Raw genomic sequence first — 16,413 nt, forward strand, 5'->3', positions numbered from 1 at the left:
CGCCTTTCTGGCAAGCCGCCGCGCGAGGGTGCCGGTTCAGCGGCGGTCGAGCGCGGGGTCAAGCTCCTGCCCGGGGTCGAGCTGGATGCCGAAGCTGTTCAGCATCATCGATACCTGGGTGTATTGGCCGACCGTCATGACCAGGTCCATCTTCTGCCTGTCGCTGAGGAAGCCCAACGCCGCCCAGCTATCGTCCGACACGTGATGGTCGCCCGTCAGATCGTCGGCCGCCCGAAGCAGGGCGCGGTCCTCGTTGCTCCATGACGGATCGTCAGGACCGGCCTTGATCGCCTCGATCTCGGTCTCGGTCAGCCCGGCGTCGAGGCCGATGCGGGTGTGCTGGGTGAACTCGTAGCCCGAGGCGCAATTATAACCGGTGCGCAGGATCACAAGTTCGCGGTCGCGTTCGGACAGGCTGTTGCGCCGCGACAGGATATATCCGCCCCAGGCGAGGAACGCGGTCAGCGCCCTTGGCGCATGGACCAGCGTGCGAAAGATATTGAGCACCGCGCCGGAGGAGCGGGTGACATCGCGCCCGCCGGTCAGCGTGGCCAGCGCCTCGCGCTGCTCGTCGTCGATCGCATCGAGATCGACCGGAGCAATGCGAGGCGCCGAGAGCCGCATGGGGTTAGAGGACCTCGAACAGGCCGGCAGCACCCTGTCCGCCGCCGATGCACATGGTGACCACCACATACTTCGCGCCGCGCCGCTTGCCTTCGATCAAAGCGTGGCCGGTGCAGCGCGCGCCGGTCATGCCGAAGGGATGGCCGATCGAGATCGAGCCGCCGTTGACGTTGAGCAGTTCGTCGGGAATGCCCAGCTTGTCGCGGCAATAGAGCACCTGGACGGCAAAGGCTTCGTTCAGTTCCCACAAGCCGATGTCATCCATCTTCAGGTTGAAGCGTTCGAGCAGCTTGGGAATGGCGAAGACCGGACCGATGCCCATTTCGTCGGGTTCGGTGCCGGCCACGGCCATGCCGACATAGCGGCCGAGCGGATCGAGGCCGCGCTTCTCGGCGACCTTTGCTTCCATCAGCACGCAAGCCGACGACCCGTCGGACAGCTGGCTGGCGTTGCCCGCGGTGATCGTATGGCCCTCGCCCATCACCGGCTTCAAACTGGCCAGCCCTTCGAGCGTGGTATCGGGACGGTTGCAGTCATCGCGGTCGGCGGTGACATCCTTGAACGAGACTTCCTTGGTTTCCTTGTCGACGATCGCCATCGTCGCCTGACAGGACACGATTTCGTCGTCGAACTTGCCGGCGGCCTGGGCGGCGGCGGTGCGCTGCTGCGACTGCAGCGAGTATTCGTCCTGATACTCGCGGCTGATGCTGTAGCGCTTGGCCACCACTTCGGCGGTGCCGATCATCGGCATGTAGATGTGCGGGTGCATTTCCAGCAGCTGGCGATCGGGCTCGACGAACATCTTGCCGCTGCCGACGACCTTCGAAATGCTTTCCACGCCGCCGCCGACGCAGATGTCCATGTTGTCGACCAGGATCTGCTTGGCCGCTGTGGCGATGGTCATCAGGCCAGACGAGCACTGGCGATCGATGGTCATCGCCGGGACGGTGACCGGCAGGCCGGCGCGAAGCGCGGCAAGGCGCGCAACGTTGCCGCCGGTCGATCCCTGCTGGGCCGCCGTCCCCATGATGACGTCGTCGATTTCGCCGCCTTCCAGGCCAGCGCGCTCGACCGCCGCCTTGATCGAGTAGGCGCCGAGCGTGGCACCCGTGGTGTTGTTGAATGCGCCGCGCGCCGCCTTGGTCAGCGGGGTACGGGCGGTGGAAACGATGACTGCATCACGTGACATGGGTAGTTCCTTGGGTTCTTGAGGTTCAACCGATCCCGGGGAGGAGGTCGATCAAACGAAGAGCATCGTGATCCATTCGCAGATCAGCGCAGGCTTGTCCTCGCCCTCGATCTCGATGGTCACTTCGTTGGTCTGCTGCCACTGGCCGGGGCGCTTCTCGACCAGTTCGAGCAACTTGGTGTGGCTGCGCACGCGCTTGCCGGCGCGCACCGGGCTGATGAAGCGAGTCTTGTTGCCGCCATAGTTGACGCCCATCTTCACCCCGTCCATCCGCGCGCCCTCGGTCATCGCACCCAGCACCGGCAGCAGCGACAGGGTCAGGAAGCCGTGGGCGATGGTCCCGCCGAACGGGGTCATCTTAGCCTTTTCCTCGTCGATGTGGATGAACTGGTGATCGCCGGTGGCGTCGGCGAACATGTTGATCCGTTCCTGGGTCACGTGGAACCAGTCCGATACGCCGATCACTTCACCGGTCTTTGCTTGCAGCTCTTGGGGGGTCATCGGGCCTCTCCTGTTTCTGTCGGAAAGGCGGTTTAATGGCGCAAGCCGGACGGCGGTGCAACACGCCCTAGCGTGCCGCTACGGCAAGGGGCGCACGGCGTGGATGGTCGGCGCGAATCACTCCGCCGCGGCATTGACGGCAGGGCTGGGCCAGCGCGGTTGGCGGGCGTTGAGCCAGCGCTGCGCCGGTCGCTCCAACTTGTGGAACAGCACGGCCGAGGTGGCGAGAACCAGCGCCAGATAGCCGGCCAGGCCAACCCACCCGAGGTGCATGGAATTGTCCACGAAAGCGATCTTGAAGACGATGAACAGCAGGTAATGGACGAGGTAGACCGAATAGCTGATCTCGCCGAGATAGCGCATAACCGGGTGACCCAGGGCCTGTTGAGCTAAGCCCTTGCCCAGCGCGAGAGCAAGCAGCCCGGCAAAGAGCACGGCGGGAACGAAGGCAGTTTCGGCCGCAGCCGTGGCGCTGGCGCCGGCAAGCATTGCGGCGCAGGCCAGGCAGCAGACGAGGCTGGCGGCGGTCCTGTCGCGCCATCGCGACCAGACAAGGCACGCCAGGCAACCCATGGCGAACTCGGCCAGACAGCGCCACAGACCAAGGTGAGGGATGTCTCCGCCAAGGCTCGCCTGGTCGGTCAGGCGGAACAGGCCATAAAGCGCCGCGGCGATTGCGGCGGCGAAAGCCAGCAATGCCGTGGTCGGCACGCGCTGCCAGCGCACGACCATGACAAGCGCCGGAAAGGCCAGATAGGCCGCCAATTCGGTGCTGATCGACCAAGCCGGATGGTTCCAGGTCAACACATCGGAGAAGCCCCAGTTCTGGAACAACATGAGGTGCAGCGGCAGTTCGGCAAAAGGGTATCCGGACGCGTCGCGCCCGCTTGCCTCGAGCAGCAGCGCAAAACCCAGGAAAGCACCGAGGATCGCCGCATGAAGCGGCCAGACGCGGGCGAAACGGCGCCACAGAAATGTCCCGGACGCTGCCCAACCGCCCTGCGCGATCCTTTCGGCGTAATTGTGCCAGATGACAAAGCCGGACAACATGAAGAACAGGTCGACCGCCAGGTATCCTTTGCCCAGCACCGCGATGACGCTCGCCGGTACGATCTCCTGCAACGACAGGCGCACGTGGTAAAGCACCACGCCAAGAGCCGCGAGGCCCCGGATCCCGGTCAGGGCATCGATCTGTTTCGGAGCGACAGGGCCCGTCACGGCAGGCCCGCGCGCGATAGCGACAGTTGCACCGGTTTGCGTCCCGCCCTGACGGGCGGTGCCTCGGTTCGTGACAGATAGCTCCACAGCCCGCATTGCAGTCCGATGACCATGAACATGAACGGCTGGAAGGCGATGCCAACGAACAGCGCGCCGAAGAGGTAGATGATCTGCGCCTGCTGAAGGGCGTTGGCCAGAGGAGCTTGCCAGTCCTGGCCGGGGCCGCTGCGATTCTTCCAACGCGCGCGCAGGCGCTCCATCTGCCACAGGCCCAGCACCTGGAGCCAGAGCCATAGCATCAGGCCCGGCCAGCCCTGTTCGCCGAGCATCTCGAAGTAGGCCGAATGATAGGCGCGGGCCTTGTCGAAGGTCTCGCCGACTTCGACCGTTACGGTGTTGGAACCGGCACCGACCGCGCGGCGCGTCTCGACCCGTATCGAATTGCCGCGATAGGCGTCGAAGCCGCCGCCAAAGGGATGGTCCTGCACATATTGCAGCGTCCACTTCCACACTTCCACACGGGTCGATGCCGACTGGTCCGATCGGTGGTCCTCGATCGTGCTCATCCGCTCGGTGTAGCTGCTCGGCAGGAATGGCAGCGCGACCACGACGGCCAGTGCCGCCGCACCGCTGAACAACGCCCGTCGCCTGACACTGCGCAGCGTCAGCAGCCCGAGCAGCACGATGCAAAGAAGGCCGGTCCGCGTCTGCGTGCCGATCGGAATGAGAAGGCTGGCCACGGTCAGCCCGATGCCGAACAGCACGGTCAGACGGCTGCGTTCGAAGATGGTCCCATGGCGGACAAGCCACCAGATCAGAGGAATCACCGCGATGGCGACAGTCGACAGGGTCGATCCTTCGACGATGCCGGAGTTGTCGTCGAAGAACAGCCGCAGCGTGCCATAGCCGCCGCCACCGGCGAGCGTCTTGAGCCCGCCGTCGATGACCAGCGCCCCCAGCGTCAGGATCATGACAAGAGCCGTCGCCTCGATCCGCAGGCGGGTGCGCAGGGTGAGCGGCAGGAAAACCGCGAAGACCAGAGCTTTCCATACCCAGGCCCACTTCTCGAACGCCTGGGCCGGGAAATCCGCTGCGAGGGTCGTGATCCCGCAGTAGACCAGCAGGACCAGGATCAGGCCCTGGCGCAGGGTGAAGCGGCTGTCGCGCTTGTCGTCGAGCAGCGCCCAGCCGGCAAAGGCCAAAACGAAGGCTATCAACGAAACCGGCAAGGTCGAGAGAAGGCCCCAGGAGATCTTCTGCGGCGTGAGGATATCGATGTAGAGATAGGCCAGCACCCAGACGAACGGGCGGCGCAGCCCCATCGCGAAGAACAGCAGGATAAAAGCGGTGAGGGCAACATTAAGCACGTGGCTTGCCCCGTCCTGCGCGATTCCCGGTGCGGGTGCCTCCCGCTTCGTGATCCAGGTCGGCGCGACCGACCAGCCGCCACAGGGCCACTAGCAGGGCGGCATGCGCCACCGACAAGGCGAGGATATCGACCACGCTCCCGCGCCTAGCAGGCCGCGGTTGACGCCGCGTTAAGCTTGTCCGCTTAGGAAACCAGCCCATGACCCGGGTCCTCCACGTACTTGACCATTCGCTGCCGCTGCACAGCGGCTACACCTTTCGCACCCGTGCGATCCTGACCGCGCAGGTCGCCATGGGGTTCGAGGTGCGGGGCATCACCGGCCTGCGCCACACCGCCGCCGGTCCCGATTGCGAGACGATCGACGGACTGACCTTTCATCGCACTTGCGCCATTGCCGGGGGTCCTCCCGTGCTGCGCGAATGGCGCGAGATCCGCGCGCTTGCCGATGCCATCGTCGCGCTGGCGGCGGAATGGCGGCCCGACCTGCTTCACGCCCATTCGCCCGCGCTGTGCGGCATGGCGGCAGTGCTGGCCGGCAAGCGCCTCGGCGTGCCGGTGGTCTACGAAATCCGCGCATTCTGGGAAGACGCCGCCGTGTCGAACGGCACGGGCCGCGAGGGCAGCCTCAAGTACCGGCTGACCCGCGCGCTCGAGAACCGGGTGGTCTCGCAGGCCAATGCGGTGGTGACGATATGCGGCGGGCTCCGCGACGATCTGATTGCGCGCGGCGCGAACCCGGCGCGAATCGAAATCAGCCCCAATGGGGTCGATCTGGCGCTGTTCGGAACGGCTGCCTTGCCCAACCCGGATCTGCGCCGCGACCTTGCCCTGGGCGACGGACCCGTGATCGGCTTTATCGGCAGTTTCTACGACTACGAAGGGCTGGACGATCTGATCGCCGCCATGCCGGCGCTGGCCGCTGCCGTGCCGGGCGTGCGCCTGTTGCTGGTCGGCGGCGGTCCGATGGCGGATAAGCTCAAGGCGCAGGCCGAGGCGAGCCCGGCCAGCGAGGCGATCCGCTTCGTCGGCCGCGTCCCTCACGACGAGGTCGAACGCTACTACGCGCTGGCCGACGTCATGGCCTATCCGCGCAAGAAGAGCCGGCTGACCGATCTGGTCACGCCGCTCAAACCGCTCGAAGCGATGGCTCAGGGCAAGCTGGTCGCCGCCTCGGACGTCGGCGGGCACCGCGAACTGATCGACGACGAGGTAACTGGCACGCTGTTTGCGCCCGACGATCCCGCCGCCTGCGCCGGGGCCCTCGCCATTCTCCTCTCCGACCCGACCAGCTGGGACGCGCGCCGCACCGCCGGCCGTGCCCGCGTCGCAAGCGCCCACGACTGGGCCCGCAACGTCCATCGTTATCAGGATGTTTACCAAAAGGCCCTAGGCAGACCCTTGGACAGCCGGATCCGTGCCGCCGCCTGACGGCCCCGGCCAAGCAATACGACAGGACGAGGTTTGACGATCGTGGCGAACCAGCAAGATCAGCATCGGGCAAAGGCCCCGCCGCCGATAACGGCCAACCCGCTGTTCCCGGCCATCGTTGCGCTGTGGTTTGCCGCGCTGTTCGGGCTGAGCAGCCTGGTCGTGCGCGTGTCCGTGATCGAAAGCCTGGTGCGGCTGAGCAAGCTCGACCTCGTCCTTCACGCCGCCGCGCCTCCGCTGGGCCTGACCGCCCGCATCCTGGTCGCCCTGGCTCTGGCTGCGCTGGGTGCGCTGGTCGGCGCGGCGATCGCACGCCGGATGGCCCGCGGCACCGCATCGCGCCGCGAAAGCCGCCGAAGCGCAAACGGGGCCGACGAGGACGAGCCCTTCGTTCCCGATGCGGCATTTCTTTCCGATCCGGGCGCGCCAGGCACGCCGGCGCGGCGCCCGATCCTGGCCAGCGAGGAACTGGCCGGAGCCTCTCCGCTCAATGCCGCCCAGGGCACCACGACGCCGCCTCCGCTCCTTCGGCGCGATGACGTGCCGACCGATCTCAACGCTTTTACCGACGCGCCGGAACCCGAACCCGTGGACCTGCCGATTGTCCTGACGGTGTCGGCACCCAGCGCCGATGACAACGCCCGCGCCGGCCGCCAGGTCTTCGGACGCGCGCCGGTCGAGCCGCAGGAACTTGCCGAGCGGCAGATCTTCCAGCCCTCGATTGACGACGATATGGGCGGCCAGCAACCCGAACCCGCGCCGCCGCTTGCCGATCTCGACATGGTCGATCTCGCGCTGCGGCTGCAGCAGGCAATGGCGCGCCGCCGCGCCGCGTGGGGCGGGCCGGAACCAGAGCCGACAGACCACGCACCTGCAACCCTGGCGGCGGGCAAAAGCCCCGCACCGGCAACTCCTCCTGCCGACATGGCCACCGAGTTGCCGTCCATGCTGCGCGAGATCAACCGCGACGACCATGACGCAGACAACGACGAGCGCAGCGTCGTGCTCGGCACTCTGCCCCATCGTCCGGTCCTGGTCCCGGCCATCGAACCGGTCTCGCCCTTTGTTCCGCCGTCCAATGACGCTGTCGAGGCGGCCCAGGACGAGGAGGACGAGGCGAGCGCAATCACTGGACAGGGTTACGCCTCGCTGCTCGAAGTTGGGTCCGTACCCACCCGTCCGACCTTCGCACGGGCGGAGGAAGCCGCTGCCGAAGACGTTCCTGTCGAACCGGTGATCATATTCCCTGGCCAGGCTGCGCGTCCGGGATTTGGCGCTCCGAGACTGAAAGCCGCTAGCGCCGTCGACACGGTCACGCCCCCGGCGCAGAGTCCAAATTCGCACGGCGCCCGTCCGTCGACGCTCGATGCCGAGGAAACGGACCGCTCGCTTCGCGCGGCTCTGGCCAATCTCCAGAGGATCGGCGGCGCGGGCTAGGCCCGACCTTCCCCTGCAACGCTATTCATAGCCCGGCCGGCCCGTCGGTGGCCGGGCCGGGCTTTATTCGCAGTTGCAAAAACAGCTTCGTGTCGTCATGGGAGCAATTGGCGCAATATTTGCTGCTTAATGCAGCGAGGGTCTTTGCGCTTAATTGCCGGATTTGTCCCGATTTGCGTGCTTCACGCCGCGAATCGCGTTGTCCGGTGGCAGAAAGGAATGGACACGTTCGATGGGTTTTCCGGCGCCCCAGGGGCTCTACGATCCGACCAATGAACACGACGCGTGCGGCGTCGGGTTCGTCGCGCACATCAAGGGCGCGAAATCGCATGGCATCGTTACCCAGGCCCTCGAAATTCTCAAAAACATCGACCACCGCGGCGCCGTGGGCGCCGACCCGCTGCTGGGCGACGGCGCGGGCATTCTGATACAGATTCCCGACACCCTGTTCCGTGCCTGGGCGACGGGCGAAGGCCTGAAGCTGCCGCAGCCGGGCGACTATGCCGTGGCCATGTGCTTCCTGCCGCAGGACCAGGCTGCACGCGATTTCGTGGTCGGCACCTTCGAGAAGTTCATCGCCAAGGAAGGCCAACGCCTGATCGGCTGGCGCGACGTGCCGGTGACCACCCAGGGCCTCGGCAAGACCGTGCTCGAACAGATGCCGGTGATCCGCCAGTGCTTCGTCGCGAGGGGCGAAAACTGCCCGGACGAGGCCGCGTTCGAACGCAAGATCCTGGCGATCCGCAAGCAGACCCAGAACCCCCTTGCGGCGCTGGCCGAGAAGCACGATCTGCCCGGCCTGACCGAGCTCTACATGCCGAGCTTCTCGGCGCGTACGGTCGTCTACAAGGGCCTGTTGCTCGCCACCCAGGTGGGTGAGTTCTACGACGACCTGCGCAGCCCGGATTGCGTGTCGGCGCTGGGCCTGGTCCACCAGCGCTTCTCGACCAACACCTTCCCCAGCTGGAAGCTGGCGCACCCCTATCGCTTCATCGCCCACAACGGGGAGATCAACACGGTGCGCGGCAACGTCAACTGGATGAACGCGCGCCGCCGGACGATGGAATCGGACCTGCTCGGCGCCGATCTCGACAAGATGTGGCCGATCATCCCGCACGGCCAGTCGGACACCGCCTGCCTCGACAACGCGCTCGAACTGCTGCTGGCGGGCGGCTACAGCCTCGCCCACGCGGTGATGATGCTGATCCCCGAAGCCTGGGCCGGCAACCCGCTGATGGATGCCAAGCGCCGCGCCTTTTACGAATACCACGCCGCGCTGATGGAGCCGTGGGACGGCCCCGCCGCCGTCGCCTTCACCGATGGCCGGCAGATCGGCGCGACGCTCGACCGCAACGGCCTGCGCCCCGCGCGCTTCCTCGTCACCGACGACGACCTCGTCGTGATGGCGTCGGAAAGCGGGGTACTGCCGATCAAGGAAGAGCGGATCGTGCGCAAGTGGCGCCTGCAGCCCGGCCGAATGCTGCTGATCGACTTCGCCGAAGGCCGGATCATCGAGGACGAGGAACTGAAGGCGCAGCTTTCGGCCGCCGAACCCTATGACGACTGGCTCGAAGCCGCGCAGTACAAGCTCAAGGACCTCGACCTGGTCGAGCCGGAACTGGCCGCGCTGCCGGTCGATACCACCACCCTGCTCGATCGCCAGCAGGCCTTCGGCTACACGCAGGAAGACGTGTCGCGCTTCCTTGAACCGATGGCGGTGAGCGGCGACGATCCGATCGGCTCGATGGGCACCGATACGCCGATCGCGGTGCTGTCGAACAAGAGCCGGCTGCTCTACGACTATTTCAAGCAGAATTTCGCCCAGGTCACCAACCCGCCGATCGACCCGATCCGCGAGGAACTGGTGATGAGCCTGGTCAGCATGATCGGCCCGCGCCCCAACCTGCTCGGTATGGAAGCCGGCACGCACAAGCGGCTCGAGGTCGACCAGCCGATCCTGACCAACGCAGAAGTGGCCAAGATCCGATCGGTCGAGGCTGCGCTCGATGGCGCCTTCCGCACCGAAACCATCGACTGCACCTGGGATGCCGCAACCGGCGCCGCGGGCCTCGAGATGGCGATCAAGGAAATGTGCTGGGCCGCAACCGAAGCGGTGCTGCAGGACAAGAACATCCTGATCCTGTCCGACCGCGCCCAGGGCCCGGACCGCATCGCCATGCCGGCGCTGCTGGCAACCGCCGCCGTGCACCATCACCTCGTCCGCCAGGGCCTGCGCATGCAGACCGGCCTTGTCGTCGAAACCGGCGAAGCGCGCGAAGTGCATCACTTCTGCGTTCTGGCGGGCTACGGCGCCGAAGCGATCAACCCCTATGTCGCTTTCGAAACGCTGGAAGACATCCGCTGCCGCAAGGACCTGCCGCACGACGCGAAGCAGGTGCAGAAGAACTATATCAAGGCGATCGGCAAGGGCATCCTGAAGGTCATGTCCAAGATGGGCATTTCGACCTATCAGTCCTACTGCGGCGCGCAGATCTTTGACGCGGTCGGCCTGTCGAGCCAGTTCATCGAACGCTATTTCACCGGCACCGCGACCACGATCGAGGGCGTGGGCCTCGCGGAAGTGGCCGAAGAAACCGTGCGGCGCCACCAGGCCGCCTATGGCGACAATCCGATCTACAAGCACATGCTCGACGTGGGCGGGATGTACGGCCTGCGCCTGCGCGGCGAGGAACACGCCTGGACCGCGGAAAACATCGCCAACCTGCAGCACGCGGTGCGCGGCAACAACTTCAAGAACTATGCCGAGTTCGCGAAGTCGATCAACGACCAGTCGCAGCGCATGCTGACGATCCGCGGGCTGATGGAGTTCCGCAAGGCTGCGAGCCCGATCTCGATCGACGAGGTCGAACCGGCGAGCGAGATCGTCAAGCGCTTCGCCACCGGCGCGATGAGCTATGGCTCGATCAGCTGGGAAGCGCACACCACGCTGGCGCTGGCCATGAACCGCATCGGCGGCAAGTCGAACACCGGCGAAGGCGGCGAGGACCCGCAGCGCTTCAAGCCGCTGCCCAACGGCGATTCGATGCGCAGCGCGATCAAGCAGGTCGCCAGCGGCCGCTTCGGCGTGACCACCGAATACCTGGTCAACGCCGACGACATCCAGATCAAGATGGCCCAGGGCGCCAAGCCCGGCGAAGGCGGACAGCTGCCCGGCCACAAGGTCGACAAGACGATCGGCGCGACTCGCCATTCGACCCCGGGCGTCGGCCTGATCTCGCCCCCGCCGCACCACGACATCTATTCGATCGAGGATCTGGCCCAGCTGATCCACGACCTGAAGAACGTCAACAACAGCGCGCGGATCTCGGTCAAGCTGGTGTCCGAAGTGGGCGTCGGGACGGTCGCCGCGGGCGTGTCGAAGTGCAAGGCCGACCACGTGACCATTTCCGGTTACGAGGGCGGGACCGGCGCCTCGCCGCTGACCAGCCTGACCCATGCCGGCTCACCCTGGGAAATCGGCCTTGCCGAAACCCAGCAGACGCTGCTGCTCAACAACCTGCGCGCGCGGATCTGCGTCCAGGCCGACGGCGGCCTGCGGACCGGGCGCGATGTGGCGGTTGCCGCGCTGCTCGGCGCGGACGAGTTCGGCTTTGCCACCGCGCCGCTGATCGCGGCCGGCTGCATCATGATGCGCAAGTGCCACCTCAACACCTGCCCGGTCGGCGTGGCGACGCAGGACCCGGTGCTGCGGGCGCGCTTCACCGGCCAGCCCGAACACGTGATCAACTACTTCTTCTTCGTCGCCGAGGAACTACGCGCGATCATGGCCGAGCTGGGCTTCCGCACCGTTGCCGAGATGGTCGGCCGGGTCGACAGGCTCGACATGGCACCGGCGATCACGCACTGGAAGGCCAAGGGCGTCGACCTTTCCCGCATCCTGCACCAGGTGCCGCAGGGCGAAAGCCCCAGCCTCAACTGGTCGCTGACCCAGGATCACGGGCTGGACAAGGCGCTCGACAAGGACCTGATCGCCGCCGCCGCCGATGCGCTGGACAAGCGCGAGGCCGTGGTGATCGAACGCAAGGTCATCAACGTCAACCGCACCGTCGGCGCGATGCTGTCGGGCGAAGTGGCCAGAAGGTATGGCCACGCCGGGCTTCCCGACAACACCATCAAGGTCAAGCTGACCGGCGTCGCGGGGCAGAGCTTCGGGGCGTTCCTGGCTCACGGCATCACGCTTGACCTGACCGGCGATGCCAACGACTACGTCGGCAAGGGCCTGTCGGGCGGCCGCGTCATCGTCCGCCAGCCGACCCATGTCGAGCGCGAGCCGACAGAGAACATCATTGTCGGCAACACCGTGCTCTATGGCGCGATCGCCGGCGAGGCGTTCTTCAACGGCGTGGCGGGCGAACGCTTTGCCGTGCGCAATTCGGGCGCGGTCGCGGTGGTCGAGGGCTGCGGCGACCATGGTTGCGAATACATGACCGGCGGCGTCGTTGCCGTGCTTGGCAAGACGGGGCGGAACTTTGCCGCGGGGATGAGCGGCGGTGTCGCCTATGTCTATGATCCCGACGGCCAGTTCGCCCGGCTGTGCAACCCGGCCCAGGTCGACCTGTCGCCGGTCAGCGCCGAACGCGACGACGAGGACGGCGCCGGCCGTCCGCAGCAGCGCACGATCAGTGCCAGCGACACCGGCATGGGCGACATGCTGCGTCACGACGCCGAGCGACTGCGCGTGCTGCTGGAACGGCATCACCTGCACACCGGATCGCCCCGCGCCCGCGCGCTGCTCGACGACTGGCAGACCACGGTGGGCCACTTCGTCAAGGTCATGCCGCGCGACTATGCCAAGGCGCTCAAGCAACTCGAGGCCGAGCGGCTGGATGCCGCCTCGGTCGCCGCCGAATAAGGGTTCGCACAATGGGTAAGGAAACCGGCTTTCTCGAGCTCGACCGCCAGGATCGGACCTATGCCGATCCGAAGGAGCGGGTGAAGCACTACAAGGAATTCGTCGTTCCGCACGCCGAACCGGCGCTGCGCGCGCAGGCTTCGCGATGCATGAACTGCGGCATTCCGTATTGCCACAACGGCTGCCCGGTGAACAACATCATCCCCGACTGGAACCATCTGGTCTACGAAGGGGACTGGCAGGCCGCGCTCGAAACGCTGCATTCGACCAACAATTTTCCCGAGTTTACGGGGCGCATCTGCCCCGCCCCGTGCGAGGCAAGCTGCACGCTCAACCTGATCGACCAGCCGGTCACGATCAAGTCGATCGAATGCGCGATCATCGACAAGGGCTGGGAGAACGGCTGGGTCGTGCCCGAGGTGCCCGAACAGCGCACCGGCAAGACCGTAGCCGTCGTCGGCTCGGGTCCCGCCGGTATGGCCGCCGCCCAGCAACTGGCGCGCGCCGGCCATTCGGTGACGGTGTTCGAGAAGAACGACCGCATCGGCGGTCTGCTGCGTTACGGCATTCCCGACTTCAAGCTTGAGAAGCACCTCATCAACCGTCGCCTGGTGCAGATGGAGGCCGAGGGCGTGACCTTCCGCACCAGCACCGAGGTCGGCGTCGATATCTCGATGAAGAGCCTGAAGGAGAACTTCGACGCTATCGTCCTCGCCGGCGGCGCCGAACAGCCGCGCGGGCTCGAGATCCCCGGCGCTGAACTGCCGGGCGTGCGGCTCGCCATGGAATTCCTCACCCAGCAGAACAAGCGCAACGCGGGCGATGACGAGGTGCGCGCCGCGCCGCGCGGATCGCTGACGGCGACCGGCAAGCACGTCGTCGTCATCGGCGGCGGCGATACGGGAAGCGACTGCGTCGGCACGTCGAACCGCCAGGGTGCAGCCTCGGTCACCCAGATCGAAATCATGCCCAAGCCCCCCGAAAAGGAGGATAAGGCACTGACCTGGCCCGACTGGCCGATGAAGCTGCGCACCTCGTCCAGCCACGAGGAAGGGGTGGAGCGCGACTGGGCGATCCTGACCAAGCGCGTCGCCGGCAAGGACGGGCAGGTCACCGGCCTCGACTGCGTGCGCGTCGAATGGGTCGAAGGCAAGATGCAGGAAATGCCCGGCAGCGAGTTCACGATCCCCGCCGACCTGATCTTCCTCGCCATGGGTTTCACCGGGCCGCGCAAGGCCGGCCTGCTCGACCAGGCCGGGGTCGATCTCGACCCGCGCGGCAATGTCGCGGCCAATGTGATCGACTATCGCACCAGCGATCCTCAGGTCTTCGCCTGCGGCGACATGCGCCGCGGGCAGAGCCTGGTCGTCTGGGCGATCCGCGAAGGCCGCCAGGCCGCCCGCTCGGTCGACGAAGTCCTGATGGGGGTCAGCGAACTGCCGCGCTAGGCCGGCGGTTCGCCCTTCCCAACCGCGCCGCGTCCGCCTAACCGGCGGGCATGAAGATCGCCTTCCTCTCCTGCCCGGAAACCCTGCCCGGTTCGCCCGTGCGGCGCCCCGACGCCTTCGAGCACGACCTCTACCTCGAGGCGGTGCGCCAGGGCGTGGGTGCGCGCGGCACCGTCACCGACATCGACTGGCGCGCGCCGCTTGACGAGCTGGCCAGGTTCGATCTCGCCCTGCTCGGCACGCCCTGGGACTATACCGAGGCGAAGGACGAGTTCCTGATTCGCCTCGCCGATCTGGAAGCGGCCGGGGTCACTGTCTGCAACCCGGTCGAGGTGGTGCGCTGGAACGCCGACAAGCTCTACCTCAGGGATCTCGAGGCGCGCGGCGCCGTGACGATCCCGACCTTGTGGCCCGACAGCGCGGGCCCCGCCGATGTTCTTGCCGCCTTCGCCCGGTTCGGGACCGATCGGGTGGTGGTCAAGCGCCGGGTCGGTGCGGGCGCGATCGGGCAGGACAGCTTTACCCGCAACTCGCCGCCGGCGGCGGACTGGTCGATCGACCAGCCGGCGATGATCCAGCCCTTCCTGCCCGCGATCGCGAGCGAGGGGGAACTGAGCTTCATCTTCGTCGATGGCCGGTTTTGCCATGCCCTGATCAAGCGCGCCACGGCCGGCGATTACCGGATTCAGTCGCTTTACGGCGGCACGGAGGAAGCGCTCGACCCCTCTGCCGCCGATCGCCGCGCCGCCGAAGCGGTGATGGCGCTGCTGGCCTTCGCCCAGCCGCCGCTCTACGCCCGGATCGACATGGTGCGCCGCGCCGATGGCGCGCTGGCCGTGATGGAGGCGGAATTGATCGAACCCTATCTGTATCCCGAACAGGGCCCCGACCTTGGCAAACGGCTGGCCGATGCGATGGCGCGCCGCCTCGGTTAGAGCGACCAGTCGATCGTTCCGCGCCCCTGCGAGGCCAGAAACGCGTTGGCCTTGCCGAAGTGGCCGCTGCCGAACCAGCCGGAGTGCGCCGACAACGGGCTGGGGTGCGGCGCGGTCAGGATCAGGTGGCGGCTGCCGCGGCCCAGCCCCGGCACGCTCATCGCCTTCTTGCGGGCGTGGTTGCCCCACAGCATGAACACGCAAGGCTCGTCCTTGGCGGCCACCGCGGCCACGACCGCATCGGTGATCGCTTCCCACCCCTTGCCGGCGTGGCTAGCCGGCTTGCCGTCCTCCACCGTCAGCGAACTGTTGAGGAGAAGGACGCCCTGCCGCGCCCACTTGGTCAGGTTGCCGTGATCGGGCCGGGCAAGCCCGAGGTCGGCCGCCAGCTCCTTGTAGATGTTGCTGAGGCTGGGCGGCACCTTCACGCCGTCCTGCACCGAAAACGACAGGCCGTGCGCCTGGCCTGCGCCGTGATAGGGGTCCTGCCCGAGGATTACCACCCTGACCGCGTCGAGCGGCGTCAGGTCAAGCGCGGCAAGGCGCTCCCCGCGCGGCGGATAGACGATCTTGCCGGCGGCTTCCTCGGCGCGGACGAACCCGCCGAGGCGGCGCGCTGCGGGCGTTTCCAGCACGGGTTCGAGTACCGCGCGCCACGAATCCGGAACCGCATCGCCACTGCCCATCGCTCCGTCGTCCTTCGCGCCTGTCGGGGCTTTCCTAGCCGCGCTTAAGGGCCTAAGCACCTTGGCCATATGGCTGTCTACCTTCATGAAGAGGATCTCCCCGCTGGCGTGCTCGCTGCCGGGCCGGTCGCCGTCGACACCGAAACCATGGGCCTCATTACCCCGCGCGATCGGCTCTGCGTCGTGCAGATCGCCGACGGTCAGGGCGATGAACACCTGGTCCGGTTCAAGCCCGGTTCGGACTATGCCGCACCCAACCTCAAGGCCGTCCTGGCCGATCCGGCGCGGGTCAAGCTATACCACTTTGCCCGCTTCGATCTTGCTGCGATCGAGCATTACCTTGGTGTCGTGGCCGCGCCAGTGTTCTGTACCAAGATCGCCAGCAAGCTGGTCCGCACGTATACCGACCGCCATGGGTTGAAGGACCTGGTGCGCGAACTGCTCGGCAAGGAGCTGTCCAAGCAACAGCAGTCGAGCGACTGGGGCGGCGCCGAACTGAGCGAGCCGCAGCGCGAGTACGCCGCCTCCGACGTTCGCTATCTCCACGCGATGCAGGTGATCCTGGCCGAACGGCTGGAGCGCGAGGGCCGCAGCGCCCTGGCCCAGGCCTGCTTCGATTTCCTGCCCGCGCGCGCGCGGCTCGACCTTGCCGGCTGGCCCGACAAGGATATCTTCAGCCACGAGTCATGAGCAGGCGGCAATAGC

Annotated in this window: 12 protein-coding genes; 6 read left to right on the forward strand and 6 right to left on the reverse strand. The window is 66.6% G+C overall.

Annotated features, from left to right (window positions below):
• Positions 1-36: 36 nt before the first annotated feature.
• From B0I00_RS12405 to B0I00_RS12425, 5 genes are all read right to left on the reverse strand, one after another.
• Positions 37-624 carry a carboxymuconolactone decarboxylase family protein gene (locus B0I00_RS12405; protein WP_100867676.1) on the reverse strand — a complete coding sequence of 196 codons (588 nt, stop codon included), beginning with the start codon at positions 622-624 and terminating at the stop codon, positions 37-39.
• Positions 625-628: 4 nt separating this feature from the next.
• A complete protein-coding gene (locus B0I00_RS12410) occupies positions 629-1,813 on the reverse strand; it encodes an acetyl-CoA C-acyltransferase (protein WP_100867677.1) in 1,185 nt (394 codons plus the stop codon).
• Positions 1,814-1,864: 51 nt separating this feature from the next.
• On the reverse strand, positions 1,865-2,314 hold the full coding sequence (locus B0I00_RS12415; RefSeq protein ID WP_100867678.1) for a MaoC family dehydratase: 450 nt from the start codon (positions 2,312-2,314) through the stop codon (positions 1,865-1,867).
• A 117-nt stretch (positions 2,315-2,431) separates the two neighbouring features.
• Entirely contained in the window at positions 2,432-3,532 is a 1,101-nt protein-coding gene (locus B0I00_RS12420) for an acyltransferase family protein (RefSeq protein WP_232730223.1), read from the reverse strand.
• Positions 3,529-4,899, reverse strand: a complete 1,371-nt coding sequence (locus B0I00_RS12425; protein WP_100867680.1) for a putative O-glycosylation ligase, exosortase A system-associated — start codon at positions 4,897-4,899, stop codon at positions 3,529-3,531. Before B0I00_RS12425 ends, B0I00_RS12420 begins: the two co-directional genes overlap by 4 nt.
• Before the next feature lie 200 nt (positions 4,900-5,099).
• Here B0I00_RS12425 and B0I00_RS12430 point away from each other — a divergent pair, with 200 nt between their 5' ends.
• The 5 genes from B0I00_RS12430 (at position 5,100) to B0I00_RS12450 (ending at position 15,022) form a co-directional block, all read left to right on the forward strand.
• Positions 5,100-6,329: a TIGR04063 family PEP-CTERM/XrtA system glycosyltransferase gene (locus tag B0I00_RS12430; protein ID WP_100867681.1), complete on the forward strand. Its 1,230-nt coding sequence runs from the start codon at positions 5,100-5,102 to the stop codon at positions 6,327-6,329.
• 42 nt (positions 6,330-6,371) lie between these two features.
• Positions 6,372-7,766 (forward strand): hypothetical protein, encoded by a 1,395-nt coding sequence (locus tag B0I00_RS12435; RefSeq protein WP_100867682.1) that lies wholly within the window; start codon positions 6,372-6,374, stop codon positions 7,764-7,766.
• Positions 7,767-7,998: 232 nt separating this feature from the next.
• On the forward strand, positions 7,999-12,639 hold the full coding sequence (gene gltB / locus B0I00_RS12440) for a glutamate synthase large subunit (RefSeq protein WP_100867683.1): 4,641 nt from the start codon (positions 7,999-8,001) through the stop codon (positions 12,637-12,639).
• An 11-nt stretch (positions 12,640-12,650) separates the two neighbouring features.
• Positions 12,651-14,087 carry a glutamate synthase subunit beta gene (locus B0I00_RS12445; protein WP_100867684.1) on the forward strand — a complete coding sequence of 479 codons (1,437 nt, stop codon included), beginning with the start codon at positions 12,651-12,653 and terminating at the stop codon, positions 14,085-14,087.
• Positions 14,088-14,137: 50 nt separating this feature from the next.
• Complete coding sequence (locus B0I00_RS12450) at positions 14,138-15,022, forward strand: ATP-grasp domain-containing protein (protein ID WP_100867685.1); 885 nt, start codon at positions 14,138-14,140, stop codon at positions 15,020-15,022.
• Here B0I00_RS12450 and ung read toward each other — a convergent pair.
• The gene (gene ung, locus B0I00_RS12455; RefSeq protein WP_100867686.1) at positions 15,019-15,708 is read right to left on the reverse strand and encodes a uracil-DNA glycosylase; all 690 of its coding nucleotides are present in this window, start codon (positions 15,706-15,708) and stop codon (positions 15,019-15,021) included. The genes B0I00_RS12450 and ung overlap by 4 nt on opposite strands.
• 69 nt (positions 15,709-15,777) lie before the next feature.
• Here ung and B0I00_RS12460 point away from each other — a divergent pair, with 69 nt between their 5' ends.
• Complete coding sequence (locus B0I00_RS12460; RefSeq protein ID WP_100867687.1) at positions 15,778-16,398, forward strand: ribonuclease D; 621 nt, start codon at positions 15,778-15,780, stop codon at positions 16,396-16,398.
• The last annotated feature ends 15 nt before the right edge of the window (positions 16,399-16,413 follow it).

It is taken from the genome of Novosphingobium kunmingense (assembly GCF_002813245.1).
Taxonomy (GTDB): Bacteria; Pseudomonadota; Alphaproteobacteria; order Sphingomonadales; family Sphingomonadaceae; genus Novosphingobium; species Novosphingobium kunmingense.